Origin of the sequence: Nonomuraea aridisoli, assembly GCF_003236395.1 — a bacterium.
Lineage (GTDB): Bacteria > Actinomycetota > Actinomycetes > Streptosporangiales > Streptosporangiaceae > Nonomuraea > Nonomuraea aridisoli.
In genome coordinates, this window is the sequence record NZ_POUD01000026.1 from 14685 (window position 1) to 40618 (window position 25934).

30 protein-coding genes and 2 tRNA genes are annotated in these 25934 nt (G+C 71.2%); 22 read left to right on the plus strand and 10 right to left on the minus strand.

Translation table 11 applies throughout. From position 1 onward, the window contains the following. Nucleotides 1–2 precede the first annotated feature (2 nt). Nucleotides 3–1343, minus strand: coding sequence for a sugar transferase (locus C1J01_RS09375; protein ID WP_146615524.1), 1341 nt, complete (start codon nucleotides 1341–1343; stop codon nucleotides 3–5). Nucleotides 1344–1689: 346 nt separating this feature from the next. On the opposite strand from C1J01_RS09375, the gene C1J01_RS09380 reads away from it, so the two are divergent. Together C1J01_RS09380 and C1J01_RS49675 are read left to right on the plus strand one after the other, a co-directional pair. Next, entirely contained in the window at nucleotides 1690–2052 is a 363-nt protein-coding gene (locus C1J01_RS09380) for an ArsR/SmtB family transcription factor (protein ID WP_111178153.1), read from the plus strand. A 140-nt stretch (nucleotides 2053–2192) separates the two neighbouring features. Then, complete coding sequence (locus C1J01_RS49675; RefSeq protein ID WP_181448656.1) at nucleotides 2193–2669, plus strand: hypothetical protein; 477 nt, start codon at nucleotides 2193–2195, stop codon at nucleotides 2667–2669. A 95-nt stretch (nucleotides 2670–2764) separates the two neighbouring features. Here the strand turns inward: C1J01_RS49675 and C1J01_RS09390 are convergent, their stop codons facing one another. Beyond that, nucleotides 2765–3406 (minus strand): class I SAM-dependent methyltransferase, encoded by a 642-nt coding sequence (locus C1J01_RS09390; RefSeq protein ID WP_111178157.1) that lies wholly within the window; start codon nucleotides 3404–3406, stop codon nucleotides 2765–2767. Between the two features lie 80 nt (nucleotides 3407–3486). After that, complete coding sequence (locus tag C1J01_RS49680) at nucleotides 3487–4044, minus strand: hypothetical protein (RefSeq protein ID WP_181448657.1); 558 nt, start codon at nucleotides 4042–4044, stop codon at nucleotides 3487–3489. On the opposite strand from C1J01_RS49680, the gene C1J01_RS49685 reads away from it, so the two are divergent. Genes C1J01_RS49685 through C1J01_RS09410 form a run of 3 tightly spaced genes read left to right on the plus strand, consistent with a single transcriptional unit; the run spans nucleotide 4043 to nucleotide 6358 of the window. Further along, the gene (locus C1J01_RS49685) at nucleotides 4043–5116 is read left to right on the plus strand and encodes a hypothetical protein (protein ID WP_181448658.1); all 1074 of its coding nucleotides are present in this window, start codon (nucleotides 4043–4045) and stop codon (nucleotides 5114–5116) included. The two genes, C1J01_RS49680 and C1J01_RS49685, sit on opposite strands and share 2 nt — an antisense overlap. Further along, entirely contained in the window at nucleotides 5103–5714 is a 612-nt protein-coding gene (locus C1J01_RS09405) for a sensor histidine kinase (RefSeq protein ID WP_181448659.1), read from the plus strand. Before C1J01_RS49685 ends, C1J01_RS09405 begins: the two co-directional genes overlap by 14 nt. Beyond that, nucleotides 5711–6358: a response regulator gene (locus C1J01_RS09410; protein WP_111178165.1), complete on the plus strand. Its 648-nt coding sequence runs from the start codon at nucleotides 5711–5713 to the stop codon at nucleotides 6356–6358. The genes C1J01_RS09405 and C1J01_RS09410 overlap by 4 nt, the downstream gene beginning before the upstream one ends. Before the next feature lie 39 nt (nucleotides 6359–6397). Here C1J01_RS09410 and C1J01_RS09415 read toward each other — a convergent pair whose 3' ends face one another. Further along, a complete protein-coding gene (locus tag C1J01_RS09415) occupies nucleotides 6398–7123 on the minus strand; it encodes an SDR family NAD(P)-dependent oxidoreductase (RefSeq protein WP_111178167.1) in 726 nt (241 codons plus the stop codon). A gap of 162 nt (nucleotides 7124–7285) precedes the next feature. Continuing rightward, the gene (locus C1J01_RS09420; protein WP_111178169.1) at nucleotides 7286–7747 is read right to left on the minus strand and encodes a GNAT family N-acetyltransferase; all 462 of its coding nucleotides are present in this window, start codon (nucleotides 7745–7747) and stop codon (nucleotides 7286–7288) included. On the opposite strand from C1J01_RS09420, the gene C1J01_RS09425 reads away from it, so the two are divergent. From C1J01_RS09425 to C1J01_RS09435, 3 genes are all read left to right on the plus strand, one after another. Next, on the plus strand, nucleotides 7746–8348 hold the full coding sequence (locus C1J01_RS09425) for an NUDIX domain-containing protein (protein WP_181448660.1): 603 nt from the start codon (nucleotides 7746–7748) through the stop codon (nucleotides 8346–8348). The genes C1J01_RS09420 and C1J01_RS09425 overlap by 2 nt on opposite strands. Nucleotides 8349–8409: 61 nt before the next feature. Next, the gene (locus tag C1J01_RS09430) at nucleotides 8410–8787 is read left to right on the plus strand and encodes a DUF2255 family protein (RefSeq protein WP_111178171.1); all 378 of its coding nucleotides are present in this window, start codon (nucleotides 8410–8412) and stop codon (nucleotides 8785–8787) included. A gap of 62 nt (nucleotides 8788–8849) precedes the next feature. Further along, entirely contained in the window at nucleotides 8850–9551 is a 702-nt protein-coding gene (locus C1J01_RS09435; RefSeq protein WP_111178173.1) for a flavin reductase family protein, read from the plus strand. Here the strand turns inward: C1J01_RS09435 and C1J01_RS09440 are convergent. The 3 genes from C1J01_RS09440 to C1J01_RS09450 are packed head-to-tail and all read right to left on the minus strand — an operon-like array spanning nucleotide 9488 to nucleotide 11706. After that, nucleotides 9488–10021, minus strand: coding sequence for an NUDIX hydrolase (locus tag C1J01_RS09440; protein WP_220039806.1), 534 nt, complete (start codon nucleotides 10019–10021; stop codon nucleotides 9488–9490). The two genes, C1J01_RS09435 and C1J01_RS09440, sit on opposite strands and share 64 nt — an antisense overlap. A 16-nt stretch (nucleotides 10022–10037) precedes the next feature. After that, nucleotides 10038–10781, minus strand: a complete 744-nt coding sequence (locus C1J01_RS09445) for an ABC transporter permease (protein ID WP_111178175.1) — start codon at nucleotides 10779–10781, stop codon at nucleotides 10038–10040. Beyond that, nucleotides 10762–11706 carry an ATP-binding cassette domain-containing protein gene (locus C1J01_RS09450; RefSeq protein WP_111178177.1) on the minus strand — a complete coding sequence of 315 codons (945 nt, stop codon included), beginning with the start codon at nucleotides 11704–11706 and terminating at the stop codon, nucleotides 10762–10764. The genes C1J01_RS09445 and C1J01_RS09450 overlap by 20 nt, the downstream gene beginning before the upstream one ends. Nucleotides 11707–12173: 467 nt before the next feature. Here C1J01_RS09450 and C1J01_RS09455 point away from each other — a divergent pair, with 467 nt between their 5' ends. The 8 genes from C1J01_RS09455 (at nucleotide 12174) to rpmG (ending at nucleotide 16788) form a co-directional block, all read left to right on the plus strand. Beyond that, entirely contained in the window at nucleotides 12174–13136 is a 963-nt protein-coding gene (locus C1J01_RS09455) for a GH25 family lysozyme (protein ID WP_181448661.1), read from the plus strand. Between the two features lie 43 nt (nucleotides 13137–13179). Further along, a complete protein-coding gene (locus C1J01_RS09460; protein WP_111178181.1) occupies nucleotides 13180–13701 on the plus strand; it encodes a C40 family peptidase in 522 nt (173 codons plus the stop codon). 67 nt (nucleotides 13702–13768) lie between these two features. After that, the gene (locus tag C1J01_RS09465; protein WP_111178183.1) at nucleotides 13769–13999 is read left to right on the plus strand and encodes a transposase; all 231 of its coding nucleotides are present in this window, start codon (nucleotides 13769–13771) and stop codon (nucleotides 13997–13999) included. Between the two features lie 39 nt (nucleotides 14000–14038). After that, a tRNA-Thr gene (locus C1J01_RS09470) sits at nucleotides 14039–14111 on the plus strand. Between the two features lie 297 nt (nucleotides 14112–14408). Then, nucleotides 14409–16079 carry a SpoIIE family protein phosphatase gene (locus C1J01_RS09475; RefSeq protein WP_111178185.1) on the plus strand — a complete coding sequence of 557 codons (1671 nt, stop codon included), beginning with the start codon at nucleotides 14409–14411 and terminating at the stop codon, nucleotides 16077–16079. Nucleotides 16080–16084: 5 nt separating this feature from the next. Next, nucleotides 16085–16210 carry a tautomerase family protein gene (locus C1J01_RS53000; RefSeq protein ID WP_268958631.1) on the plus strand — a complete coding sequence of 42 codons (126 nt, stop codon included), beginning with the start codon at nucleotides 16085–16087 and terminating at the stop codon, nucleotides 16208–16210. A gap of 268 nt (nucleotides 16211–16478) precedes the next feature. Then, a tRNA-Met gene (locus tag C1J01_RS09485) sits at nucleotides 16479–16552 on the plus strand. Between the two features lie 71 nt (nucleotides 16553–16623). Beyond that, nucleotides 16624–16788: a 50S ribosomal protein L33 gene (gene rpmG, locus C1J01_RS09490; RefSeq protein WP_019632658.1), complete on the plus strand. Its 165-nt coding sequence runs from the start codon at nucleotides 16624–16626 to the stop codon at nucleotides 16786–16788. Nucleotides 16789–16881: 93 nt separating this feature from the next. Here rpmG and C1J01_RS09495 read toward each other — a convergent pair whose 3' ends face one another. Further along, nucleotides 16882–17784 (minus strand): LysR family transcriptional regulator, encoded by a 903-nt coding sequence (locus C1J01_RS09495; protein WP_181448662.1) that lies wholly within the window; start codon nucleotides 17782–17784, stop codon nucleotides 16882–16884. Nucleotides 17785–17896: 112 nt separating this feature from the next. On the opposite strand from C1J01_RS09495, the gene C1J01_RS09500 reads away from it, so the two are divergent. The 6 genes from C1J01_RS09500 (at nucleotide 17897) to C1J01_RS09525 (ending at nucleotide 23047) form a co-directional block, all read left to right on the plus strand. After that, nucleotides 17897–19114, plus strand: a complete 1218-nt coding sequence (locus C1J01_RS09500) for an MFS transporter (protein ID WP_220039807.1) — start codon at nucleotides 17897–17899, stop codon at nucleotides 19112–19114. A 117-nt stretch (nucleotides 19115–19231) separates the two neighbouring features. Continuing rightward, the gene (locus C1J01_RS09505) at nucleotides 19232–19681 is read left to right on the plus strand and encodes a MaoC family dehydratase N-terminal domain-containing protein (protein WP_111178191.1); all 450 of its coding nucleotides are present in this window, start codon (nucleotides 19232–19234) and stop codon (nucleotides 19679–19681) included. Nucleotide 19682: 1 nt separating this feature from the next. Further along, nucleotides 19683–20111 (plus strand): MaoC family dehydratase, encoded by a 429-nt coding sequence (locus tag C1J01_RS09510; RefSeq protein ID WP_111178193.1) that lies wholly within the window; start codon nucleotides 19683–19685, stop codon nucleotides 20109–20111. Between the two features lie 34 nt (nucleotides 20112–20145). Next, nucleotides 20146–21207 (plus strand): hypothetical protein, encoded by a 1062-nt coding sequence (locus tag C1J01_RS09515; RefSeq protein ID WP_146615526.1) that lies wholly within the window; start codon nucleotides 20146–20148, stop codon nucleotides 21205–21207. An 11-nt stretch (nucleotides 21208–21218) separates the two neighbouring features. Beyond that, nucleotides 21219–22256, plus strand: a complete 1038-nt coding sequence (locus tag C1J01_RS09520; protein WP_111178221.1) for a UDP-N-acetylmuramate dehydrogenase — start codon at nucleotides 21219–21221, stop codon at nucleotides 22254–22256. A gap of 224 nt (nucleotides 22257–22480) precedes the next feature. Beyond that, nucleotides 22481–23047 carry a TMEM165/GDT1 family protein gene (locus C1J01_RS09525; RefSeq protein ID WP_111178197.1) on the plus strand — a complete coding sequence of 189 codons (567 nt, stop codon included), beginning with the start codon at nucleotides 22481–22483 and terminating at the stop codon, nucleotides 23045–23047. Here the strand turns inward: C1J01_RS09525 and C1J01_RS53450 are convergent. Beyond that, the gene (locus C1J01_RS53450) at nucleotides 23044–25893 is read right to left on the minus strand and encodes an ATP-binding protein (RefSeq protein ID WP_328589608.1); all 2850 of its coding nucleotides are present in this window, start codon (nucleotides 25891–25893) and stop codon (nucleotides 23044–23046) included. The two genes, C1J01_RS09525 and C1J01_RS53450, sit on opposite strands and share 4 nt — an antisense overlap. Between the last annotated feature and the right edge of the window lie 41 nt (nucleotides 25894–25934).

Here is a 25934-nt window from a genome sequence, read left to right on the forward strand (position 1 = left end):
GACTAGCTCCCGCCCGGCCGGAGCATCGTCCACACCGTCAGCAAGATGATCTTGATGTCGGTACGGAGGCTCCACCCGTCGATGTAGTGGTTGTCGAAGCGGGCGCGGTCCTCGATCGAGGTGTCCCCGCGCAGTCCGTGGATCTGGGCCCACCCGGTGATCCCCACCGGCATCCGGTGCCGCAGCTCGTAGCCGGGGACCGTCCGGGAGAACTCCTCCACGAAGTACGGGCGCTCCGGCCGGGGGCCGACGATGCTCATGTCGCCCTTGAGAACGTTCCACAGCTGGGGAAGCTCGTCGAACGACGTGCGGCGCAGCATCCGGCCGACCGGCCCCAGGCGGGCGTCGTGGGCGATGCTCCACAGGGTCTCCGACTCGTGCGCGTCCACGGGCTTCAGCGTCCGGAGCTTGATCAGCTCGATCGGCTCGCCGAGGTATCCCACCCGCCGCTGCTTGAACAGCAGGCCGGGGCCGGTCTCCCAGCGGACCAGCACCGCGCAGACGGCGAGGATCGGCGCGCTGATGATCAGCCCGGTCAGGGCCATCGCGACGTCGATCGCCCGCTTCAGCGGCCAGGCCAGGCGGTGCTGGGCCGCGGCGCGCATGCGGACCAGCGGGAAGCCGCGCACGTGCTCGCGCAGGCTGACGAAGTCGGCGACCGGCTCGCCCGGCTCGGGGGCGAGGAACACCTGGCAGCCGAGGGCCCGCGCCGTCCGCGCGGCCGACGGGTGCCCCTGCCCGGTGACGACCACCGCCTGCACGCCGTGGGCCTGGATGACGGCGCCGGTGTCGGCGGGCCCGCCGAGGACGGGCAGCAGGGGCCGGTCCCCGGCGGCCTCGTCCAGGAAGCCCAGGGGGAGCAGGCCGTACTCGGGGTGGGCGAGCAGGGTGGCGGCCAGGCGGTGCGCGTGCGGGCCGGCGCCGATCACCACGGCGGGGACCGACCTGCCGTTCATGCGGGCCCGGCGTACCAGGAAGTACAGGACGCTGCGCAGGCACAGGGCGCAGACGGTGAAGAGCGCCGCGCTCAGCCCCACCACGGTGGGCGTCGCCGGCCAGAACGCCGCGAACGCGGCGGCCGCCGCGGCTCCGGTGAGCCAGAGACCGCGATCGAGGCACGAGGGCAGGAGCCGCGGAGTGTAGACGTGGCCGGCGCAGCCGAAGGCCACGACGAGGACGGCCGCGAGCCCGATGCGCGCCGCCTGCTGCCCGGCGACGGCCGCGGTGAACGCCATGCAGATCAGGTCGATGCCGACCGCGCCGAGCGACTGGACAGCCACCCGGGGTCTGCGGTGCACCACCTGCCGCCTGACCTGGCGGTCGCCCCCAACACGAACAGCCACTACTTCTCCGGAAATATCTAGTCTTGACCAGATCAGCGGATGATCGGCTGGCCTAATCCACCGAAAAAGCCGATAGTCGCCTTTTGGGCAACTTGCCGTTATATAGGCGTGGAGCAGGGTTTTCCTAGGTAATACGCGAACAATGGCCTAGCGAAACCTTGATCGTAGTAGCGCTCCCGGGGGAAATCGAGAACATGAAGGCCCGGTTGCCCGGATGGTCACGCAAGATTTCATTGAATGGCCGTTGGCGATGTGAATGCCATCATGAGGTTTGGCCGACGAATTGGCACGGAGAGTCCGCGCTGCCCCCAAAGCTCCTGCGCCCGCGACGGGATACCATCGCCACATGGCGATTGATTCAGGGCGTTGCGTCACCGCCGGCATCGCGGCCGGTCTGTCGCCGGCGGCGGCGCTCTTCCACTCGCTGGCCGACGAGACGCGGCTGCGCATCGTGCAACGACTGGCCAGGGGCGAGGCGCGGGTGGTGGACCTGACCGGGGAGCTCGGGCTCGCCCAGTCGACGGTCTCCAAGCACCTGGCCTGCCTGCGTGACTGCGGCCTGGTCGACTACCGCGCCGAGGGCCGGCAGTCGTTCTACTCGCTCACCCGGCCCGAGCTCATGGATCTGCTCTCCTCCGCGGAACACCTGCTCAGGGCCACGGGCCACGCCGTCGCGCTCTGCCCGTCCACTGTCTCTTCTGTGGAGTAATGCACGTTCGGCGGGTTCTGCGTATTTGGCCACAGAACTGATCGCCTGTCCTCCCTAACGTGAGCGGTGTCCGGAACACGAGTCCGGTACGGGGAACCCGGCGTTCTCGTCCCGAGAGCGCCCTCTCAATGGAGGAAACTGTGCGAAACGTTCGCAAGCTGCTCGTCGGCACCGCCCTCGCCGGTGCTCTGGCCACGGGGATATTCGCGGCTCCGGCCGCCTCCGCCACGACGGCCACCACGGCGGCCACCACGGCGGCCACCACGGCGAGCGCCCCTGTCGCCGCCTCCGCCCAGTCCTTCTCGGGCGGCTGGAGGTACTTCAACGTCGGCGGCCGCGACGGCCGCATCGCCTACCAGTGGGGCCGTAAGGGCGGCCACTACTGGCTCGACTTCAAGCTGTGGGACCGTGACCGCCGTGACCGCGGGTTCACCTACTTCGACGTGTACTACAAGCGGCACGGCAAGTGGTACCACTACGACCGCTACTCCACGAAGGGCTTCTTCGACAAGGGCAGCCCGATCATCTTCCCGCAGAGCGTCGAGGACATCCGCTTCAAGGGCGGCTACGGCTGGAGCAACCACTACGGCTGGGGCGGCTACCACTACTACAACTGATCACACCTTCCGGCCTCAGTGAGGGAGACCGGAAGCGGGGGAGAACCGGGCGGGCGCCTCTTGACGGGGGCGCCCGCTCCGCTTGTGCGCGCGGGTCAGGGGCGGGTGGCGATGCCGCGCATGTGGAAGGAGAACGGGGTACGGCCGAACGGGAACAGGTAGCGCTCCAGCGAACGCATGCTGAAGCCCGCCCTCTCCACCGCGGCCACCGTGTCGCGGCCGGTGTGGCAGCCGCCCGCCAGGCGCGGCCAGAAGGTGGCGTCCATCACCTGCTGGACGCGGACCATCCCCGGGGAGTCGGCGCGGCCGTGCTCCAGGAAGCGCAGTTCGCCGCCCGGCTTGAGCACGCGCCGCGCCTCGGCCAGCGCCGCGGCCGGGTCGGGCACCGAGCACAGCACCAGTGCGAACACCGCCGCGTCCATGCTCTCGTCGGTGGCCGGCAGGTGGTCCGCCACGGCGTCGACGACCTCGATCGGCACCGGCGCCCGCGCCGCGGCCTCGGCGGCGCGCCGGCGCAGGTGCGGCTCCGGCTCGACCGCCAGCACCCGGGTGACCGTGGGCGGATAGAAGGCGAACATGACGCCGTGGCCGGCTCCGATCTCGACGACGTTCCCGGTCAGGCCGCTGAGGAGCGCCTTGCGGTGCTCGTCCATGCCGCCGCGTCCCAGGGCGCGGCTGAGCCAGGGCCACACGCCGGCGAAGATCGGGTGGTTGACGCGGGTGGTGGTCGTGGGCATCGCTATCACCAGATCACTGGTCGGAACCACGGAGTGCGTATTCCATCACCGTACCCGCGACCGGCGAGGCCGAACGGTGGTCAGCGGCGCAGGCCGAGGGCGACGCCCGCGACCGGCAGCCAGAGCGTCCACCCGTACAGGCCGGCGGGCCAGGCAGTGTCGAAGAACGGCGACGGCGCGAGCAGCCCGCCCACGCTGACCAGGCCCGTCGCGGCGAGCACGATGCCGAGCCAGCCGAGCCAGCGGCCGATCACCTTCGCGCGCAGCGCCGCGATCGAGAACGCCCCCATCAGCACCGACTGGGCGGCCACCGACAACTCGCCGAGCATCTGGCCGAGCCAGGACAGGGAGTACCAGGTGCTCACCACCGCGTCGTCCAGCGCCGTCACGTCGGAGAGCACCCAGAGCAGCGTGTGCCTGGTGACGACGGCGTTGATCGCGACGAGCAGCCCGCCGCCGAGCAGGACCGCCTCGCGCAGCGCGGACGCACCGGCCAGCCGGCTCAGCGCGCCGGTCAGCACGATCAGCGCGACCAGGGCGAGCACGCCGGCGAAGGCGTTCAGCCGCAGCGTCGCCGCCGACTCGGACACCCAGGCGCGCACGGCGGCGGCGTCGGCGGCGCCGACGTCCGGGGACATGGGCGCCCAGGTGCCGAACATCACGACGAACAGGGCGAGCGCCGCCCCGGACGCGACCCCGAGGGCGGAGCGGTCCTGCTCGGCCGCGGGGCGCGTGTGGTTCGCCGGCTTCCTCGCCTTTCCGCTGGTCGGCGCGCTGATCGTGTGGCATCGCCCGGACAACCGGGTCGGCCGGCTCTTTCTCGCCGTGGGCGTCCTGCAGTACGGCGCCGCCGTCACGGACGGCCTCGCCCAGCACTCCGTGGCCACGGGCTCCCCCGCCGGGCCGCTGCTCGTACTGGCGCAGAACGCGCTGTTCGCCCTCGCCTGGGTGTGCGCCACGACGTACCCGCTGCTGCTCTATCCGGACGGGCGGCTGCCGACGCCGCGCTGGCGGTGGGCGGCGCACGCCACCACGGCGGCGGTGGCGGTGCTGATCGCCTCCGTCGTCGTCACCCCGGGCCGGAACAGCGAGGACGATCGCGCCGGCAACCCGCTGGGCGTCCCGGGGCTGGAGACGATCGCGCCGGCCGTCACCTCGGGGACGCTCTTCCTCCTGCTCGGGCTCACCATGGTCGGCATGGCGTCCATCGTCGTGCGGTGGCGCCGCGCCGCGGGGCCCGATCGCGAGCGCCTGGCCTGGCTGGCGCTGGCCGCCGTGGTCTTCCTGGTCACCACCGTGGCGGGGCTGGCGACGGACGCCTGGACGCCCGACTGGGCCGGGGCGGCGCTGGAGGCCGTGGGGGTGGCCGCGCTGCCGGTCGCGACCGGGGTGGCGGTGCTGCGGGCCGACCTGTTCGACATCGCCGCGGTGCTGGACCGCGCGATCGTCTACTCGGCGCCTGCCGCAGGCGCGGGTCGTGCTCGGCGCGGACGTCCGGGCGCCGGCCGGCATGGCGGCGTTCCCGCTGGTCAGCCATGGGCGGCAGGAGGGGACGCTGCTGGTCGGCCGGCGCTCCGGACAGGCTCGCTTCGACCCCGGGGAGCAGGAGCTGCTCGCCGACCTGGCCGGCCAGATCGCCGTCGCGGTACGCGCCGCCCGGCTCGCCGAGGACCTGCGCGAATCCCGCGAGCGCATCGTGCGGGCGCGTGAGGAGGAGCGGCTGCGGATCCGGCGCGACCTGCACGACGGCCTCGGGCCGCTGCTGGCCGCCGCCAGCCTCCAGGTGGACGTGCTGGCCGACCGCATGCCCGGCGCCGAGTCGTCCGGGCTCGTGGCGAAGGTCAAGTCGCTGATCGGCCAGTCCGTCGCCGACGTGCGTCAGGTCGTGCACGGGCTGCGCCCGCCGTCGCTGGACGACCTCGGGCTGGCGGGCGTGGTCGAGGAGCACGCCGCTGCGCTGCGCGCGGCCGGGCTGCGCGTACGGGTCGACTGCCCGGGCGACCTCGCCGTCGACAGCGCGGCCGTCGAGGTGGCCGCCTACCGGATCGTCACCGAGGCGATGACCAACGTCGCCCGGCACGCCCGCGCCGGCTCCTGCACCGTGACCCTGGCCCTGGACGCGGGCCGATTACGGGTCGAGGTCGCCGACGACGGCACCGGCCTCGCCTCGCCCCACCGCGACGGCGTGGGCCTGGCCTCCATGCGGGAACGCGCCGACGAGCTGGGCGGACACGTCACCGTGGCGGACCTCGAAGGCGGCGGCACCCGGGTCGTCGCCGTGCTGCCGTTGCCGGAGGCGAGCCGATGACCGTGCGGGTGCTCCTCGTGGACGACCATCCGATCTTCCTCGACGGCCTGCTCACGGCGTTGAGCGGGGTGGTCGGGATCGAGGTCGCCGGCACCGCCGCCGACGGCGAGTCCGCGATCAGGGCCGCCGCCGAGCTGCGGCCCGACGTGGTGCTGATGGACCTGACGATGCCCGGCACGAGCGGCGTCGAGGCGACCCGGCGGATCACCGAGCGGGGCGGGCCGGCCGTGCTCGTGCTGACCATGCACGCCGACGACGACTCCGTCTTCGCCGCCATCCGCGCCGGCGCGACCGGCTACCTGCTCAAGGGCGCGGGCCGGGCCGACGTCGTACGCGCCGTGCTGGGCGAGGCCGTCTTCGGGCCGGAGATCGCCCAGCGGGTGCTGCGGTCGTTCGCGGCGGGGCCGCGGGCGGTCTCGGCGCGGCCGTTCCCGGAGCTGAGCCCGCGGGAGCTGGAGATCCTCGACCTGGTGGGCGCCGGTCTCGGCAACCAGGCCATCGCCCGCAGGTTGTCGATCGCCCCGAAGACCGTGCGCAACAGCGTCTCGACGATCCTCGGCAAGCTGCACGCCGCCGACCGCGGCGAGGCCGTCGCCCGGGCCCGCGCCCACGGCTTCGGCCGCCCGCCGCAGGACCGGCCCTGAAGGGGGCCCGTCACCGGGGTGTGGTGACGGGCCCGTGGCTCACTTCTCGCGCGTGCCGCCGTCGAGCCGGAGGTCGACGCCGTTGACCGCGCGGTTCTCCAGCAGGAAGACGGAGGCGTCCACGACCTCGGCCGTGGTGGGCAGCCGGTCGGTCAGCGAGCGGCTGCGGACCTGCGCCAACTGCTCGGTCTTGTCCCGCCAGAACGGCGAGTCGCCGACGATCCCCGGGTGCAGGGAGTTGACCCGGACGGGGGCCAGCTCGACGGAGAGCGTCCGCGTCATGCCCACGACGCCCGCGTTGATCGTCGACACCGTCGTGGACCCCGCGTACGGCAGGTCCTTGGCCACCCCGCCGAACACCAGAACCGAGCTCTCCGCCGTGAACCGCGGCAGCAGCGCGCTCACCACCGCGTGGTAGCCCACCAGCTTGAGCGTGGTGAGCCGGATCGCCCGCTCCACGTCGTAGTCCTTGATGGAGTTGAGGTCGCGCTCGATGGCGACGAGCGCGAGCCGGTCGACCGTGCCGACGCCGTCCAGGGCGGCGGCGACCTCCTGCGGGCGGCTCAGGTCGACGGCGAGACCACGGGCCCGCGGAACGTTCCCGTCGGCGCCCCCGCGCGCGACGGCGTCCACCTCGGCCGCGGCCTTCTCGGCTCTGGATTGCTCGCGACCGGTCACCACCACGGACCGGCCTCTGGCGGCGTACTCCTTCGCCAGCTCCAAGCCGATTCCCGAAGTGCCCCCGATGATGATCACACTGCTCACTGGTGTTCCTCTCACTTCGCGGTCAGGGGGTGGGCGCGCAGGTCACGCACCGGCCGTCATGAACCCTTGCAACACACGAGCGGCCTACGGCGTTCCACCCGGCGTCGGCGGATGACGACAGGGCGAGATGCTCCTGATCGAGACCGCCGCCTGAGACCCGCCTCACGTCAGGTCGAGCACCCCGACCGTCTGGCCTCCGCTGATCTCGCCCGTGAGATGGAAGCCGAGCTTGCGGTAGAAGCCCTCGGGGCCGTCGTCGCCGGGCTCCCAGGTGACGTACATCCGCGCCGCCCCCCGCCTGCGCAGCTCGGCGGCCACGGACTCGACGGCGAACCGGCCGACGCCGCGCCCCTGGGCCTCGGGCGTCACGTTCAGCCGCCACAGGCCGGAACGGAAGTCGGCGCCCTTGCCGTCCCAGTCGATGTCGACGAACGCCATGAGGAAACCCACGGGGGTGTCGCCGTCGAGGATGAGGCGCGGCCACGCCTCGGGGTGCACGTACGCCTCGGCCAGCGACTTCACCACAGGCGAGACGAACCGCTCCTGGTCGGGCCGGACCCGTACGGCGATGGCGCGGTCGATGTTGGCCCGGGTGACGGGGGCGAGCGTCAGACTTGCGGTCATGGAGCACACCATAGGGGCCGGCGTCCCGGACGCCGAGCGGGACCACCTCGTACGGCTGATCAACGAGATCGTCCCCTGGGACGAGCAGGAATCCGCGCACGCCGTCCGGGCGGCGGCGTGGGCGGCCGGCGGCGCGCCCCTCCACCGCACGCACGAGCCCGACGTCCCCGACCCGCACCTGGTGAGCTACTTCGTCGCGCTCAGCCCGCGCCAGGAGGTGCTGCTCGTCGCGCACCGCAAGGCCGGGCTCTGGCTGCCGAGCGGCGGCCACGTCGAGCCGGGGGAGTCCCCGTGGGAGACGGTCGTCCGCGAATGCCGGGAGGAGCTGCACGTCCCCGCCGTGCCGTCCGCCGTGGCGGGGGACCGCCCGTTCTTCGTCACCGTGACGCCGACCCGCGGCCCGCGCTCGCACACGGACGTGTCCCTCTGGTACGTCCTGGACGTCGAGACGCTCACCTCCTACGACCGGGACGAGTTCTCCTCGGTCAGGTGGGTGTCGTTGCCCGACGTCCTCGACGAGCCGATCGAGGGCCTCGATCGGCATATGCACAGGTTCGCGCGGAAAGTGATGGCCGCGCTGAGCGGCGAGCCTGCCGCCTGAGCGCGTCCCCCAACGGTCAAGATCAAGGGACCAGGCCATTGACCACGAGGGGGACGGACCGATGACCACCTGGACGAGCGACGAGATCAACAGGATCGCGACGGCGGACGAGCTGGAGGTCGCGCCGCTGGGCGGCGACGGCACGCGGCTGCGGCCGGTCCCGATCTGGGTCGTCCGCCACGACGACGACCTCTACGTGCGCTCCTACAAGGGCGACGACGGCCGGTGGTACCGCGCCGCCAAGGCCAGCGGCCAGGGCAGCATCCAGGCGGGCGGCGTCGACCGGGACGTCACCTTCGTGGCGGAGGACGACCCCGGCCTCAACGAGCAGATCGACGCCGCCTACCGCAGCAAGTATCACCGCTACGGCCAGAACTACGTCGAGACCATCGTGTCGCCCGGCGTGCGCGCGACGACGCTCAAGCTCCTGCCGCGCTGAGGTCGATGAGAGGTCCGAAGGCCGCCAGCACGCGGCCCTGCCTGCGGCGAGAGTGGACGGCCATGAGCATTGACACACCTCCGCTTGCCCGCGCGCACACCTCTCTCGAGCCGAACATCCTCTATTTCGGCACCCCCGTCGTCCTGATCTCCTCCCGCAACGAGGACGGGACGCCCAACCTGGCCCCCATGTCGTCGGCCTTCTGGCTGGGGTGGCGGGCCGTGCTGGGGCTGGGGGTCCGGTCGAAGACGGCCCAGAACCTGCTCAGGACCGGTGAGTGCGTCCTGAACCTGCCGTCCGACGCCCTGGCCGACGCCGTGGACCGGCTGGCGCTCACCACGGGGGCGGACCCCGTTCCCGAGCGCAAGCACGAGCGCGGCTACCGGTTCGTCCGGGACAAGTTCGGACGCGCGGGGCTGACCGCGGTCGAGTCGGAGACGGTGGCGCCGCCGCGGGTGGCCGAGTGCCCGGTGGCCATGGAGGCCGTGCTCGAACGCCACCACCCCGTGGACGAGGGCGGGGTGGTGGCGTTCGAGGTGCGGGTGCAGCGCGTCTGGGTGCACGAGGAGATCCGCATGACCGGCACGGACGACCACATCGACCCCGACGCCTGGCGCCCGCTGATCATGAGCTTCCAGCAGTTGTACGGTCTCGGCCCCCGGGTGCGCCCGTCGACCCTGGCCACGATCCCCGAGCACCTCTACCGCAGCGACGACGTGGACCGCGCCCGCGAGATCTCCACCAGGGGCAGCCAGGTGCTCTGAGCGCACAGGCGCCCGATCTCCGCCGTGGTCAGCCAGCCGGCCCGGGTGCTCTCCGATCCGGCCGGCGGCCGCGTCGGCGCCCCCGGCCCCGCCACGCTCCCGCGGAACATCACCATGTACGCCAGCTCCGGATACCGGTATCCGTCGGGCGCCGGCTCCAGCAGCTCGATCCGCTGCCAGGCGAAGGCCGACAACGAGGAGACGGGCACGCGCAGACCCGTCTCCTCGTACAGCTCCCGGGCCGCGGCGTCGGCGGCGCTCTCGCCGGGCTCCAGGTGGCCGCCGGGGACGTCCCAGCCGCGGCCCTCGCGGTCCACGCAGGTCATGAGCGTCCGGCCCTGTTCGTCGGCCACGAACGCGAACGCCGACGTCGTCCGGTCCACGGGCGGGAGGGTCTCGGAGAGGATCAGGTCCAGGCGGTGGGCCACCGGGATCCACGGCACGGTGTGGGTCGCGACGAGCTGAGTCATGGACTCATCCTGCCGGTCAGACGCCCTTCCGCATCGCGCGGTTGCCGAGGTGGAGGCCGACCGCGGCGATGGCGCAGACCGAGATGGTGCCGTACAGGACCGAGGGGTCGGCGAGGTCGCCGGCGAACAGCGCCCGCTGGGCGTCCACGATGTACGTCACCGGGTTGAGCTGCCCCAGGGCGCGCAGCCACCCGGGGGCCGTCTCCAGCGGCAGCAGCACCCCCGACAGCAGGAGCAGCGGGAAGAGCAGCGACTGGCTCACCATGTAGAACAGGGTGCCGTTCGGCGCCGACTTGATGGCCAGCACGAACGACAACGAGCCCAGGCCCACCGCGAACACCGCGAGCTGGGCCAGCCCGGCCAGCACCCCGGCCGCGTGCAGCTCGAAGCCGAGCGGCAGCGCCAGGGCGATGATCAGCACCGCTTCGACGAGCAGCATGACCGTCGCCTTCATGCTCTTGCCCACCAGCATCGCCGTACGGTTCAGCGGCGTCACCAGCATGCGCTCCAGCGTGCCGCCGAGCAGCTCGACCAGCAGCGTGTACCCCGCGCCCATGGGCCCGGTCAGGCACATCATCACGAGGATCCCGGGCACGAACCACTGCCACGACGACCCGACCGCCCCGCCGAGCAGCGCCCCGAACAGGAACAGGAACAGCAGCGGCTGCCCCATCTCGAACAGCAGCCCGACGGGGTTGCGCAGGCTGGGCCTGACCTCGCGGGAGAAGACGATGGTGGTGTCACGCAGGAATGTCGTCATCGGTGAGGCTTCTCCCGGTCAGGCTGAGGAACACGTCGTCGAGGGTGGGCCGGATGGTCTCGGCGGTGGCGACCTTGACGCCGGCCGCGTCGAGGGCGCGCAGGTGGTCGGGCAGCGCGGCGGTCGCCCGGTCGACCCGGAGCGTCACGGTGGTGCCCTCGGCCGTCCCGCCGCCGATGCGGGCGGCCTTCTCGGCGTCCTGCTCGGTGCCGGCGGTGATGACGATGCGGTCACCGGCCAGGTCGTTCTTGAGCTGCTCGGCCGTGCCGTCGGCGATGATGCGCCCGCCGTCGATGATCACCACCCGTTCGGCCATGTGGTCGGCCTCCTCCAGGTAGTGGGTGGTGAGGAACAACGTGGTCCCGTACGTCTCCCGCAGCCGCAGGATGTGCTGCCAGATCTCCGCGCGGCTCGTCGGGTCGAGGCCGGTGGAGGGCTCGTCCAGGAAGAGCAGGTCGGGGCGGTGGATGAGGCCGAGCGCGATGTCGACGCGGCGGCGCTGCCCGCCCGACAGGGTGCCGGGCAGCCGCTTGGCCAGCGGCGTCAGGTCGAGCAGGTCGAGCAGCTCGTCGGCGCGGGTGGCGGCCTCGCGGGGGCGCAGGCCGTAGCAGCGGCCCTGGGTGACGAGCTCGTCGCGGATGCGGTACTCCTCGCCGGCGCTGTTGCGCTGGCCGACGTACCCGATGCGGGAGCGCACCCTCGCGGGGTCCTTGGCGACGTCGTGGCCGGCCACGGTGGCGGTGCCGGAGGTGGGGGGCAGGAGGGTGGTGAGCATGCGGAGCGTGGTGGACTTGCCCGCGCCGTTCGGGCCGAGGAAGGCGACGAGCTGACCGGCCTCGACGTCGAGGTCGATTCCGCGTACGGCTTCCACTTTCTCCTTTCTTTTCATCGCGAAGACTCGGGTGAGGCCCCGGGTGTGGATCATGGTCGAACTCCTCCGGGCATGGCGAAGAAACCCCTGGTCGGGGGCGCAATCGAGGATCAGCACCAGTTTGAGCAGGGAAAACCCGTTTGGCAAACGTGAATGTCACGTTTACGAACCGCTCTGACCTGCGGAAACGCCGTCGGCGACGTGGGCCTCCGGGAGGTTTTTTCCGGCCTCTGAGGTGCGGGTTCTTGCATTTCCGCAAGATTTCTGCGCAACGCCTGCCACCCCGTCGTCGGCAAGGACGACCTCAAGCTGGCGCCGGCCGGCGTGCTGAAGGGCGCGGTGGCTGGCGCCGCTGCGGCCCATGGTCGTCGCGGCGGCCCGGCCGCTGGGTTGGGGGCGGTCTATCGGGTCGATACGACAAAAGCGGTTGATATTTCGCGACTTGCGGAATTGTGTGCGGCTCCGCAATGATCCTCGGCGTGAAACGTCTGTTATCGATTGCGGTAATCGCCACGGTGGGGATGACGGGTGTCGCCCAGGCGGCCGACGGAGTCCCCGGTGTGGACGTGAGCAACTGGACCGGTGACATCGACTGGGCCACTGTCGCCGCCGGGGGCGGCAAGTTCGCGTTCGTGCACGCCACCGAGGGGACCGACTACCGCAATCCGCGTTTCGAGGCCCAGTTCGGCGGCGCCGCGGCGGCCGGGCTCGTCCGGGGGGCGTACCACTTCGCGCAGCCGCACGAATCCGACGGCACCGCCCAGGCCGACTTCTTCCTCCAGAACGGCGGCACCTGGGTCAGCGACGGCCAGACCCTGCCGGGCGTGCTCGACGTCGAGGACAACCCGTACCAGAGCCAGAACGGCAAGAACAGCTGCTACGGGCTCTCCGTCAAGGACATGGTCACCTGGCTGAAGGACTTCACCACGAGGTACCGCGAGGCGACCGGCCGGCACGCGATCATCTACACCACCACGAGCTGGTGGCAGACCTGCACGGGCAACTCCAAGGCGTTCGCCGCCAACCCGCTCTGGCTGGCCCGCTGGGGCAGCGAGCCGGGGGACCTGCCGAAGAGCTGGAAGCGCCACACGTTCTGGCAGTCGGCCGAGAAGGGCACGCTCGCCGGCGGGCAGAACGTTTTCAACGGCACGGAGTCCAAGCTCAAGTCGCTGGTCAACCCGCCGGCCGAGGTGCGGGTGTCCGGCGCGGCGAAGAGCCGTACGCGCTACCGGGTCACGGTCGCCAACACCGGCCCGCACCCCGTCAAGGACATCAAGGTCTCGGGGCGGGCGTTCGGCGGCCAGCGCGTGGTCAAGGCGCCCGCCTGCAAGTTCAGCGGCACGGCGGTGTTGTGCCGGGTCGCGGAGCTGCCGCGCGGGAAGCAGGTGACGTTCGAGTTCACCACCAAGCCGAGCAAGAGCAAGGGCACGGTCGGGATGAATGTCACAGTCGGTTCGGTGAAACTCACTCTCAAGTCCCGATAAGGCAGGATAAATCCCAAGCCCATGTTTTTTCGGGGGGTGTGGGATGAAACGGCCGCCAGCCGTGGCGGTGGCTCTCCTCGTGCTGGCCGCCACGGCCTCCGCCCCGCTGGGCCTGCCCCTGCCGCCGCCCACGGTCCGGATCGCGTACGAGCTGGAGCAGCGCGGCATCGTCTACTCGTGGGGCGGCGGCCACGCGGCGTCCCCGGGCCCCTCCAAGGGCACCTGCGTCGGCTACCAGGGCAGCATCAAGCCCTGCCCGGCCGCGAGGACGACCGGGCTCGACTGCTCGGGGTTCGTGCGCTGGGTCTACGCCCTGGCCCGCGGCGAGGACGTCCTCGGCCCCGGCAACACCGACGACCAGGTGCGCAGGCTACGTAAGGTCTCCGCCGCCCGCCCCGGTGACCTGGTGTTCTTCGGAAAGATCACCAAGCGGAAGATCAGGACCCACCACGTGGGCCTCTACCTCGGCGACGGCAAGATGATGAACGCCCCCGAGACCGGCGCCGTCGTGCGCGTGGACGACATCGCGCACAAGAAGGACTTCGCCGGGTTCTACCGGTACTGAGTCGGTATGGCGGTAACGCCTGTGGCGTGGCGAAAAATGAGAGACCCGGCGGCTAATCTGTGCCGCTGTGGAAAGACGATGGGTCGGCCTCGACGGTTACGAGGTGGTGGGCGCCGTGCGGGCGGGTCGGCAGGTGCTGCGGGTGCGCAGAAACGGCCGGGTGGTCGCCGACTGCACATCCGTGGCCGAGGTGGCCAGGCACGTCGACCTGGCCGATCTCTGCGAAGTCATCGACTTCCCCGCCCGGCGCGCGATCGGCGAGCCGGCGCAGGCCCGAACGAGTTCGCATCATCGCTGAGTGCCGTGTATGGTTACACCTGTCCGCAGCGCCGGACAGGCCCCTATAGCTCAGTCGGCAGAGCGTCTCCATGGTAAGGAGAAGGTCAACGGTTCGATTCCGTTTGGGGGCTCCCAGTCCGAACAGGAAAAACGCCCGGTCCGAGAAATCTCGGAGCCGGGCGTTTCTCGTTTCGGTACGCCAGTGCGATGACAGGCATCCTGCATGGCCGTTCCGGCACCCATCGCGCGTCCGGTTTGACCTGGATCGCTGACACCGTCTTCCGTGACCGAATCATTCAGGACTCTTTTGCGTGGGTTTCCCTGGTGCGATCCGTTAGTGGGTATTCGTGAACGAACATGCGCACGGGCCATGCCTCTGCCAGAGGTGCTGGCACTCCATGTAACGGCTCGGTCAGGAGGGGCGCCAGGTGAGCGACAACGACGACCAGACGATGCGTGGACAGACGGGCGTCGAGATCTACGCGGCTCGTAAGTTCCGCCGGCGCTACCAGAGCCTGGCGGAGATCGAGCTGCAGGCGGTCTGGGCCGCCGAACCCGACGGCGCGATCATCGAGGAGATGCCCGGCTGGCAACGGATGACGGGGTTGACCTGGGAGGAGACGCGCGGCGAGGGATGGCTGCGAGCGGTGCACCCGCACGACCGGGCAGCCGTCCGACGGCGATGGTCGTCGACCGTGCACCGCCGGACCCGATGGAACCAGGTGTTCCGGCTGAGGCGGGCGGATGGCACCTACCGGCATGTCCGAGGGCGTGCCGTCCCCGTGTTCGAGGAGGGCAGGCTGGTCGAGTGGGTCGGCACCTGCGTCGACATCGAGCAGGAGTGGCAACAGGAGCAGAACAGGCGGCTGCTGGACAAGGTCGCCGCGGCGACGGCGGACATCGGGGATCTGAGAGAGGTGCTGGGCCTGCTGTCGCAGGTGATCGTGGCCAACGTGTCAGACGGATGCGGCATATATCTGATCACCGAGGACGCGGATCAGCAGCCCGGCTCGTTCCTCGCTGAACGGGTCGCCTGCGTCAGTCGCGACGGGCTTCCGCCCGCGCCGTTGCGTACCGAACGCTTCGGTGAGCACAGCGGCCTCGTCGAGGCGGTCCGAAGCCGCCGCCCGGTCCACCGCACGTTCCCTTCGGGAGCACCGCCTCCCGAGATGATGCCGCCGGGTACGGAGGGCTGGTTCGAACATGCCAGGTGCAACAGCATCGCCCTGGTGCCGGTGCTCGTCGACGGCACCGTGGCGGCGGTTGTGGCCGCCGGAGCCAGCGGCTCACATCGGCCGATCGACGTGGCCGAGATCGACCTGCTGGGCCGGATACTCGACCACGCTCACCCACACCTCAGCAACGCCGTGCGGTTCCAGCGAACGCAGCGGATCGCCGTCGCCCTCCAGCACAGTCTCCTCCCGGATCTGCCCGACCTGCCCGGCGTCGAGATCTGCGCACGCTACTGGCCGAGCGTCACGGACGCCGAGATCGGCGGCGACTGGTACGACTCGTTCCGGCTGCCCGGTGGTGCGACCATACTGACCATCGGCGACGTCGCCGGGCACGACCTGGCGGCCGCGGTCACCATGAGCCAGACGCGCAACATTCTGAGAGGGCTGGCCATGGATCGCCGTGAGCCTCCTGGTCACCTGCTGCGCCGTCTCGACAGGGTCCTGGAAGCCTTCCGCGATGACACGTTCACGACCTGCATTCTGGCCAGGTTGGAGAACGTCGGCGACCGCTGGCGGCTCCGCTACTCGGTAGCCGGACATCCACCCCCGCTGCTGATCAGCACCGGGGGTCGCGGCCGCTACCTGGAGGCCGCCGTCGGACCCGTCCTGGGCTTGCCCGTGGACGAGCGGCGCACCAGTGCCGTGGCGGCGCTGCCGCCGTACAGCACCCTGCTCCTTTACACCGACGGCCTGATCGAGGTCCCTGGCGAGCACCTGGACGAAGGGCTGATGCGACTTCGCCGGCACGCCGCGGCGCTGGCGCACGCGCCGCTGAACGAGTTCTGCGATCAGCTGTTGGCTCAGGTTCTCAGGCCGCACAAGGACGACATCGCCATGATCGCCGTACGCATGTCCGGTGACTGAGCAGAGTGCGCGCGTTTCCGCGCTCGATCACCTGGGTCGTCGTCGAAGAAGTGCGCAGCGGCGACTGGGGGATCGCGGGCACACCCGTCACCACGGAGCGGGCCAAGGCCCTCGCGGCGGGAGAGCACTAGTACGGGTTCCATGGTTCCGCCCTTCCGTCAGGGACGCTCGCGGGAGCGGCGGTGCGGTTCCTGGTCCGCTGTGGGCGGGTTCGCGGGGGGTGGCGGGCGCTGCTACGCTGATCACCCTCGATGCGGTGGGCGGGGGTTCGCCGCTTATTGATTTCGAGTGACGGGGGTTCCTGAGGCATACTGGGAGCACCCCACCCGATCGGGCGAGTTACTAATGTGCTCACCGCTTCGGGTATCCTCTACGAGGCCGGGTCGTTACCGGCCCAAAGGCGGAGTAGCTCAGTCTGGCAGAGCAAACGGCTCATAATCGTTGTGTCGCCGGTTCAAGTCCGGCCTCCGCTACTGCCCCAGCCCAGGTCCACCGACCTGGGTACGGGCGTGTCCATGTCCCGAACGTAGAAAGGCACTCCCAAGTGGCTGCCACCGACGTTAGGCCGAAGATCACGCTGGCCTGCCAGGAGTGCAAGCACCGCAACTACATCACGCGGAAGAACCGGCGTAACGACCCGGATCGGCTTGAGCTGAAGAAGTACTGCCCCAACTGCCGCTGCCACCGCGCGCACCGCGAGACCCGCTAGGTCTCCGGGCAGGGCCTCTTCCCCTTATCCTCCATAGCGCACCAACCGGCGTCCTGTGACAGGGCGCCGGTTCGTCGTGTCTGCCCCCGAGTGTCAGGGGTGGTCCTGCTGGGTGACGAGGCGCATCTCGTTCGCGACGGCCTCGCAGAACGCGCGGACGACGCGTCTTCCCGAGCGGGCCGTGGCCGTGGCCAGTGACATCGTCCAGCACAACTCCTCGTCGCGCAGACGCTGCACGCGGACCCCGTCGAGGGGCACGAACCCCGGCACCAGCGCCACCCCGAGCCCGGCCCGCACGTACGCGGGCATCATCGTCACGTCGGCGGTCTCCAGCGTGATCGAGCGCTGGAGCGACGCCCGCGCGAACGCCTCGTCCGTGATCGCCCGGTTGCCGAAGCCGGGCGGCGACTCGATCCACCGGTCCTCACTCAGCTCGGCCAGCGAGACGTCCGGCGCGTAGGCGTACGGGTGACCCGGCGGCAGGATCAGCCGCATCGGGAGGCGGGCGAGGTCGCGCAGCTCCACCCCGGCCGGCGGCGGCGTGGTGACCGAGACGAACGCCACGTCGAGCATGCCGTCCGTCAGCGCCCGGATCAGGCCGGCAGATCCGTTGGGGAACGCCCGTATGCTCACGGTGACCTGCGGATAGGCGGCCTGGAAGCGGGCGAGCAGCCGGGGCAGGTCGATCACCCGCAGCGGCGTCATGGTGCCGACCACGAGCGGCCCGCGGATCTCGGCCAGCGTCTCGGCCACCGCCTGCCGGGCACGGTCGGCCGCGGCGAGAGTGGCCCTGGCCTCCGGCAGCAGCGCGAGCCCCGCGTCGGTGAGCACGGCCCGGCGCGCCGTTCGGGTGAACAGCGGCGCGCCGAGCTCGCTCTCCAGGGCGCGCAGCGTGCTGGACACCCCTGACTGCACCAGGTGCAGCCGCTCGCCGGCGGCCGTGAGAGTGCCCTCCTCGGCGATCGCCAGGAAGACCTCCAGATGACGCAGCTCCATCACCACTCCATCTCTGTTGGAGATGGTTGTCAACATAATCAAGTGTTGGCGGCGATGGTATGCGATCCTGCATAGTTGCGTAGTACATAGTTGATGATTTCAAGGAGTTAGCGTGGCCACGCGCAACGCTGGGGTGCGGGCGTCGAGCTCGCGCCACGGCATCGGGTTCTGGATCGTCGCCTACGTCTTCGCCGTCGAGATGGCCTTCTCCGCGGCGCCGACGCCGATGTGGAGCCTCTATCGGGAACGTGATCATTTCTCCACGATGATGGTGACGGTCGCCTTCGCGGCCTACTCCGTCGGCGTCGTGATCAGCATTTTCCTGGCCGGGCATGTGTCGGACTGGCGAGGGCGGCGGCGCATCCTGCTGCCCGCCATCCTGTTGCAGACCGTTTCGGCCGTGCTCTTCCTGGCCTGGCCGGACCTGCCCGGTCTCATCGTGGCCCGGGTGGTGAGCGGGCTGAGCGTCGGCATGGCCACCGCGACGGCGACGGCGTACCTCGCCGAGCTGAACGCCGTCACCCGGCCGGGCAGCTCGCACAACCGCCCGACGCTGGTCGCCACCGCTGCCAACCTGGGCGGCATCGGTCTCGGCCCGCTGCTCGCGGGCGTGCTGGTGCAGTACGCCGACGCCAAGCTGACCGTGCCGTTCGTGGTGTTCCTGGTGCTGCTCCTCCTCGCGCTCGTGGGGTTGTGGCTGGTGCCGGAGACGGTCCGGGCGCGCGGGGAGCGGGCGTACCGTCCGCAGCGGGTGGTCGTGCCGTCCCATGCCCGGCTGCCCTATTTCGCGGTCGCGGGCGCGAGTTTCGGGCTGTTCGCCATCCTCGGCCTGTTCACCTCGCTGGCGCCGAGCTTCCTGGCCGCCATCGGCCAGCCGTCGCCCGTCGTGGCCGGGCTGGCCGCGTTCCTGGTGTTCGGCGGCGCCGCCGTCGCGCAGATGGGGCTCGGGCGGTTGACGTTGCAGCGTCAGCTCGCCGTCGGCTTCGGGACGACCGCGGTGGGCGTCGTCGTGCTGGCGGCCGGCGTGCTGGCGGCCTCCCAGCCCGGTTTCCTCGTCGGCGGCCTGGTCGCCGGCAGCGGCTCCGGGATCCTGCTCAAGGGCGCCCTGGGCACCGCCGCGGTGCTCGCTCCCGCCGACGCCCGCGGCGAGGCCATCGCGGGGATCTTTTTGGCCGGGTACGTCGGCCTCGCGCTGCCCGTCCTCGGCATGGGCGTCGCGACCGGGCTCGGCGCGTCCCTGGACGCCTCGCTGATCGGCCTGGCGGCGTTCGTCCTGGTGGTCGTGGCGGCGACCGCCGCGATGCTCCGCCGCAATCCCGCCACCGCCTGACTCCCGGGCGTGAAAGCCCTGGCTGTGGGCAAAATCAAGGCCATCAACCCGGCCGGCCGAACGTTGTTCCGTTAGCGTTCGCCGACGGTAGTGCTCGGGAGAGATGCGAGGGAGCAGATGGCCTTGAACCGTGACTTCGTCGGCAAATCGTACGGGCCCACCGCCCCCTACGAGGTCAGCCGGGTGAAGATCAGGGAGTTCGCGGCGGCGATCGGCGACAACAACCCGGTCTACCGCGACAAGGAGGCCGCCCGCGCCGCCGGTCACCCCGACGTGATCGCGCCGCCCACGTTCCCCATCGTGTTCAGCCTGCAGAGCGGCGGCGAGGCGCTGGTGGACCCCGGCCTCGGGGTGAACTTCGCCATGGTCGTCCACGGCGAGCAGCGCTTCGAGTACGTCCGCCCCATCCGCGCCGGCGACGAGCTGGTCATGACCTCCACGATCACCGACATCCGCACGGCCGGGCAGAACGAGCTGCTGACGATCAGGAGCGACGTGACGACGGTCGAGGGCGAGCCGGTCTGTGTGACGTACAACACGATCGTCGAGCGCGGAGGGGCCGCCTGAGATGACCGCCGCGGTGAGGTACGACGAGGTCGAGGTCGGTCAGGAGCTGCCGGCCGCCGACTACAACGTGCGCCGGCTGGATCTCGTGATGTACGCGGGCGCGTCCGGCGACTTCAACCAGATCCACTGGAACGAGCGTTTCGCCAGGATGGTCGGGTTGCCGGACGTGATCGCGCACGGGATGTACACGATGGCGCAGGCCGGGCGGTTCGTCACCGACTGGGTGGGCGATCCGGGCGCGGTGGTCGACTTCGGGGTGCGGTTCTCGTCGATGGTGGTGGTGCCCGACGACGACACGGGGGCCGTGATCACGGTCAGCGGCGTGGTGGAGGAGAAGCTCGAGGACAAGCGGGTGGTGATCGCGCTCACCGCGAAGTCGGGCGACGTACGGGTGTTGTCGAAGGCGCGCGCGGTGGTGCAGCTCACCTGATAGGGCGGGCGTTCGCCGGGTAGCGGGTTCAACTATGAGTGATGTCTGGCCCACGGTTCGATCGATCCCCGTCTCCGCCGTGACCGACGCCCGGGGTCCGGGACACCTGCGCCCGGCGCGGGCCGAGCAGATCGCCGGTGCGGTCGGCACCGGGCGTGACACGGCGGGCGGCGCGACGGCCCCCGCCCGGCCGCGGCGGCCCGGCGCGGCGACCGGCGTCGGCACGGCCGGCGCCAAGGCGGCGGGGGAGCACGCCCGGCTCAACCCGGCCGCCGAGCTCGGCTTCTCCGGCGACCCCGAGCAGCACGGCGACCCCGAGCAGTACGGCGAGGGCATGCTGCACGCCCAGCGCACCTGGGACGGCACGCTGGCCACCAACCGCCTCGACACCCTCGGCGTCAACGTCGAGCGGCAGCGCATGGAGACCCAGGACGTCACCGCCACGGTGGGCCTGCTGGTCGACGGCTGGCCCGACGACGTCATGAAGAGCGTGTTGTCCGTGATGGACCACACGCGCGCCCGCGTGCTCGCGCTCGACCTCGGCAACGTGGACGGCGCCGGCGACGTGCTGCGCGAGCTGGCCGAGCGGTACCCGGACCGCGTCACCGCCTGGCACGTCGCCGAGACGCCGCACTGGCGCGGGGGCACCGCGACGTGGGGCGAGAGCCGGATGAAGCTGCTGCAGCTGGACGAGTCCGAGGTGCACGTGCTGATGGAGACGTACGTCCTGCTGCGCGGCGACGCGCTGACCCCGCTGATCGCGGCGGTCGCGCACGGCGCGGTGGCGGCCGGCTGGAAGGGCGTGGACCCGGGGGAGGGCGAGCCGCGGCCGGCCGGGCCGGGCCGGGTGCGGGCGCTGACCGGGGAGCTCATGGCGGTGCGCAGGGCGCAGGCGTTCGGCGCGCTGCCGGCGGAGGCCCGCTATGCGGACAACGCCGACCTGGAGCTGTCGCTGGCGCTGCCGGGTGAGCTGGTGGTGCCCGAGGAGCCGCTGCCGGTGGTCGCGCTGGAGCCGCACGCCGTCGCGCCCGACTACCGTGACCGGGAGGCCCGGCGTAACTACGGCGAGGTGTTGCGCATGCTGCGCGCCTCCTAAGCTAGATGCTCATGGAGATGATCGCGCCGTACACCACGCTGCGCCTGGGAGGGCCCGCCCGCGAGTTCGCCGAGGCAGCGACGGCGGAGGAGCTCGTGTCGCTGGTCGCCGAGGCCGACAGGAACGGCGTGCCGACGCTGGTGCTCGGCGGCGGCAGCAACGTCGTGGTGGCCGACGAGGGCTTCGACGGTCTGGTCATCAGGGTGGTCACGCACGGGGTGTCGGTCTCGCGCGACGGCGAGCAGGTGGTCGTCACCGCCGAGGCGGGCGAGGACTGGGACGCGCTCGTGGTCCGCGCGGTCGGCGAGGGCTGGTCGGGCCTCGAATGCCTGTCCGGCGTGCCCGGCCTGGTGGGCTCGACCCCCATCCAGAACGTCGGGGCGTACGGCCAGGAGGTCTCCCAGACCATCCGGTGCGTACGCGCCTACGACCGGCTCACGCGGCAGGTCGTCGACCTGGAGGCCCGGCAGTGCGGCTTCTCCTACCGCGACAGCGTCTTCAAGCGCGACCCGGCGCGTTACGTCGTGCTGGCGGTCACGTACGCGCTGGAGGTCGGCGAGCTGTCCGGGCCGGTGGCCTACGCCGAGCTGGCCGGGCGGCTGGAGACCGAGGTCGGCGGCCGGGTGCCGCTCGCGGCGGCGCGTGAGACGGTGCTGGAGCTGCGCCGCGGCAAGGGCATGGTGCTCGACCCGGCCGACCCCGACAGCCGCAGCGCGGGCTCGTTCTTCACCAACCCGATCCTGTCGGAGGGGGAGGCGGCGGAGCTGGCGGGGCGCGCTCCGGGGCATCCGCGCTGGGAGATGCCCGGCGACATGGTCAAGGTGCCCGCCGCGTGGCTGATCGAGCAGGCCGGCTACCCGAAGGGCTACGAACGCGGGCCCGTCCGCATCTCCACCAAGCACACGCTCGCGCTCACCAACCCCGACGGGAGCGGCACCACCGGCGACCTGCTGGCGCTGGCCAGGGAGGTGCGCGACGGGGTGCGCGAGAAGTTCGGGGTGACGCTGGTCAACGAGCCGGTGCTGGTCTGCTGCTCCCTCGGGGAATAAGCGCGCCGCCGCTCCTGTTAGGGTGTCTGAGAATTTCCGAAGGGGAGTAGTCCCAATCGTGTGATCGACACACTGGCGCGTTCGCGCGCCCGGTCACGCGGGCCTCATCCGGGCGGACGAGACCTTCGGCCTGGCAGTCATGAAGTCACGATGCTGCCGGGCCGAAGCCGTGCCCGAAAACTCCCCGGGTCTCGCTTCCGGCTCGGTCGCGCGGAAGGGGACCCTTGGAAGCGTTCTGGATCAGCCTCGGCGCCATTTTCCTGGCCGAGCTCGGCGACAAGAGCCAGTTGATGGCGATGACGTTCGCCACCCGTTTCAAGATCGGCCCGGTGCTCCTGGGCATCACGATCGCCACGACCGTCGTGCACCTGCTGAGCGTCGCCGTGGGCGGCCTGATCGGGGACGCGCTGCCGACGACCGCCATCGAGGTGGTGGCGGGGCTCGCCTTCCTCGGGTTCGCGCTGTGGACGTTGCGCGGCGACGAGCTGACCGAGGAGGAGTCACGCAAGGCCCAGCGGGCCACCAGGAACGTGCTCATCGCGGTCACCGTGGCGTTCTTCCTCAGCGAGCTCGGCGACAAGACCATGCTGGCCACGGTCACGCTGGCCACGCAGTACGGCTGGGTGGGCACCTGGATCGGCTCCACGGTCGGCATGGTGGCGGCCGACGCGCTCGCCATCCTGGTCGGCCGGCTGATGGGCCGCCACCTGCCGGAGAAGGCCGTCCGGTACGGCGCCGCCGCCGCGTTCGCGGTCTTCGGCGTCGTCCTGCTGGCGCAGGCGCTCGTCTAGCGGGACAGCAGCGACAGGCGGTGACCGGCCGCGGCGGCTTCGCCGCGGGTGGTGACGCCGAGCTTGGCCAGGATGTTGGACACGTGCACGCTCACCGTCTTCGCGGAGATGAACAGCTCGGCGGCGATGTCCCGATTGGTGCGGCCCTGGGCCACCAGGCGCAGCACCTCGCGCTCGCGCGGCGTCAGCAGCTCGGACTGGTCCGGCGCCGCCGGGCCGGCGCCCACCCGCCGCAGGAGCGTCTCGATCCGCTCGATCAGCGGGGTCGCGCGCAGCGCCTGCGCCAGCGGCAGCGCCTTCTTCAGCCGGGCAGCCGCCCCCTCCCGGTCGCCGCCGTGCGCGGCGGCCACGGCGGCCCGGTGCAGGGACATGGCGGCGTTGTGCGGGCGCTGGAGCCGCTCCCAGGCCGCCGCCGCGGCGTCGAAGTCGCCGCTGTACGACAGCCGGTACGCCTCCACGACCGGCCCGATGACCGACAGCTCGGTGGCCACCCCCGCGGCGTGTTCGCGCAGGGCCGCCGTACGCTGCGGCTCGATCTCCTCGGCGGCGTCGCAGACGGTGCGCAGCAGAGCGAGCAGCCGCCAGCTCAGCACCGCCTTGCTCGACTGACGGGGATGCGCGAGCACCCGCTCGGCCTCCTCCAGCGCGGCGCCGCGCTCCCCCCGGCTCAGGAACCAGCTGATGCGCATCCGGGCGTTGCTGATGACGTCCTGGATGTACTCCTCGCGGCGGCCCTTGAAGACGCCGATCTCCGACAGGATGCCCTCGACGAGCGTGTGCTCGCCCCTGGCCATGGCGATGTCGGCGCGCACGCGCAGCAGCGAGTGCCGGGTGCGCAGCACGGGACCGTGACTGAGCGCGCCCTCGACGATCTCGATCGCCTCGTCCCAGCGGCCGAGCGCCTCCAGTGACTCGGCCCAGTTGTTCTTGATGAACAGGCCGCTGGCGCGCTTGCGGCCGTACTTCTTGGCGACCCGCCAGCCGTCCTCCGACATGCGCAGGGCCTCGTCGTTGCGGCCCATGTCGAGCAGGGCGTCGATGTTGTTGCCGATGGCGCGCAGGATCACGCGGCCGGAGTCGGCCTCCCGGCCGATGCGCAGGGCCTGCTCGTTGACCCGGATGGTCGACTCCATGTCGCCGTTGAGCGAGTGGCCGAGACCCATGTTCAGCAGCAGGTCGGCCTCGAGGCAGCGGTCGCCGTACTTCCTGACCAGGCTCAGGCCCTCGGCGATGAGCTCGTTCGCCTCGTCGATCTCGCCGCGCAGCATCAGGTGGCGGCTCAGCGGCGTGAGGACCTCGGCGCGGTCGCGGCTGGAGCCGGAGACGAGGCGCAGCGCGTGGCGGAGGTCCTCGATGACGCCCGGCTTGCCCTTGGAGTCGGTGAACGGCGTGCGGCGCACGATGAGCTGGGCCACCCGCTCCGGCTCGCGGGTCTCGTCCAGCTCCGCCAGGGCCGCTTTGACGAACTTCGTGCCCTTGTCCACGTCGCCGCCGGCGTTGGCGGCCTCGGCGGCGCGTTCCAGGACGGCGGTGTGGTCGGCCCCGATGAGCTCGGCGGCGCCCTCGACCCGGTCCCACAGCATGAGGACGCGTTCGAGCAGCGGGATGGCCTCGGTGTAGGCGAACGACCTGAACGACTCCCGCGCCGCCTCCCAGGCCGAGATCAGCGCCCAGCGGTCGTCGCGGGCGCCGAACCAGTGGTGGGCCAGCTCGACCGCGGCTCGGCCGGGCGGGACGAGCGCGCGGTCCTTCGAGATCTCCTCGGCGAACCTGCGATGCAGGCGCTGGTGCTCGCCGGGCAGCAGCTCGTCGTGGACGGCCTCGCGGATGAGGGAGTGGCGGAAGACGTACGCGCGGCTGTCGGCGATCTGCAGCACGTTGCCGGCGATGGCCGGGCGCAGCGCGGTCTCCAGCTCGACGTCGGACAGGCCGCTCACGGCGGCCAGCAGCGCGTGGCCTACCCGGATGCCGCCCGCGGCGGCGACGCGCAGCACTCGCTGGGTCTCCTCGGGCAGGCGCTCGACGGAGCCGAGGATGAGGTCGTTCATGGAGTCGGGGAACGTGCACACGTCGCCGCTCTCCAGCATCGCCTCCACGAACAGCGGGATGCCCTCGCTGCGCTCGTAGACCTTCTGGACCTTGGCGTACTCGGGGGTGCTGCCGAGGATCGCGGTCATCTGCTGGCCGACCTCGTCGCGCGACAGGCGCGGCAGGTCGAGGCGGTGCACGCCCGGGACCCGGCCCAGCTCGGCCAGCACCGGCCGCAGCGGGTGCTGGCGGTGCAGGTCGTCGGAGCGGTACGTCATGACGATCAGGGCCTGCGGGATGTACAGGTTGCGGCTGAGGAACGCGATGAGGTCGCGGCTGGAGCGGTCGGCCCAGTGGATGTCCTCGATGACGAGGATCACGGGACGGCTCTCGGAGAGGCGTTCGAGGAGGGTGAGGAACTGCTCGAACAGCCGGGCGCGGTCGGTCTCGCCGTTGCCGCCCGGCTCGCCGAACTCGGGCAGCAGCCGGGCGAGGTCGCGCTCGGCGCCGTCGGGCAGCAGCTTCGTGACCCCGGCCGGGCCCTGCTCGCGGACGAGCTGGCGCAGCGCGGCGGTGAAGGGGGCGTACGCCAGGCCCTCGGTGGACAGCTCCACGCAGCCGCCGAACAGCACGTGGGCGCCGAGTGCCGTGCACTGCTCGGCGAAGCGCTGGACGAGCCTGGTCTTGCCCACCCCGGCCTCGCCCCCCAGCAGGACGGCCGTCATCGCCCCTTTCCTGGCCTCCTCGAAGCACTCGGCCAGAGTGGCGAGCTCCTCTTCCCGCCCCACGAAGACGGGACTGACAGAACGTCCTCGCATGTCATTCAGCATTTCACGTCCCATCAACAACTTTCGACACC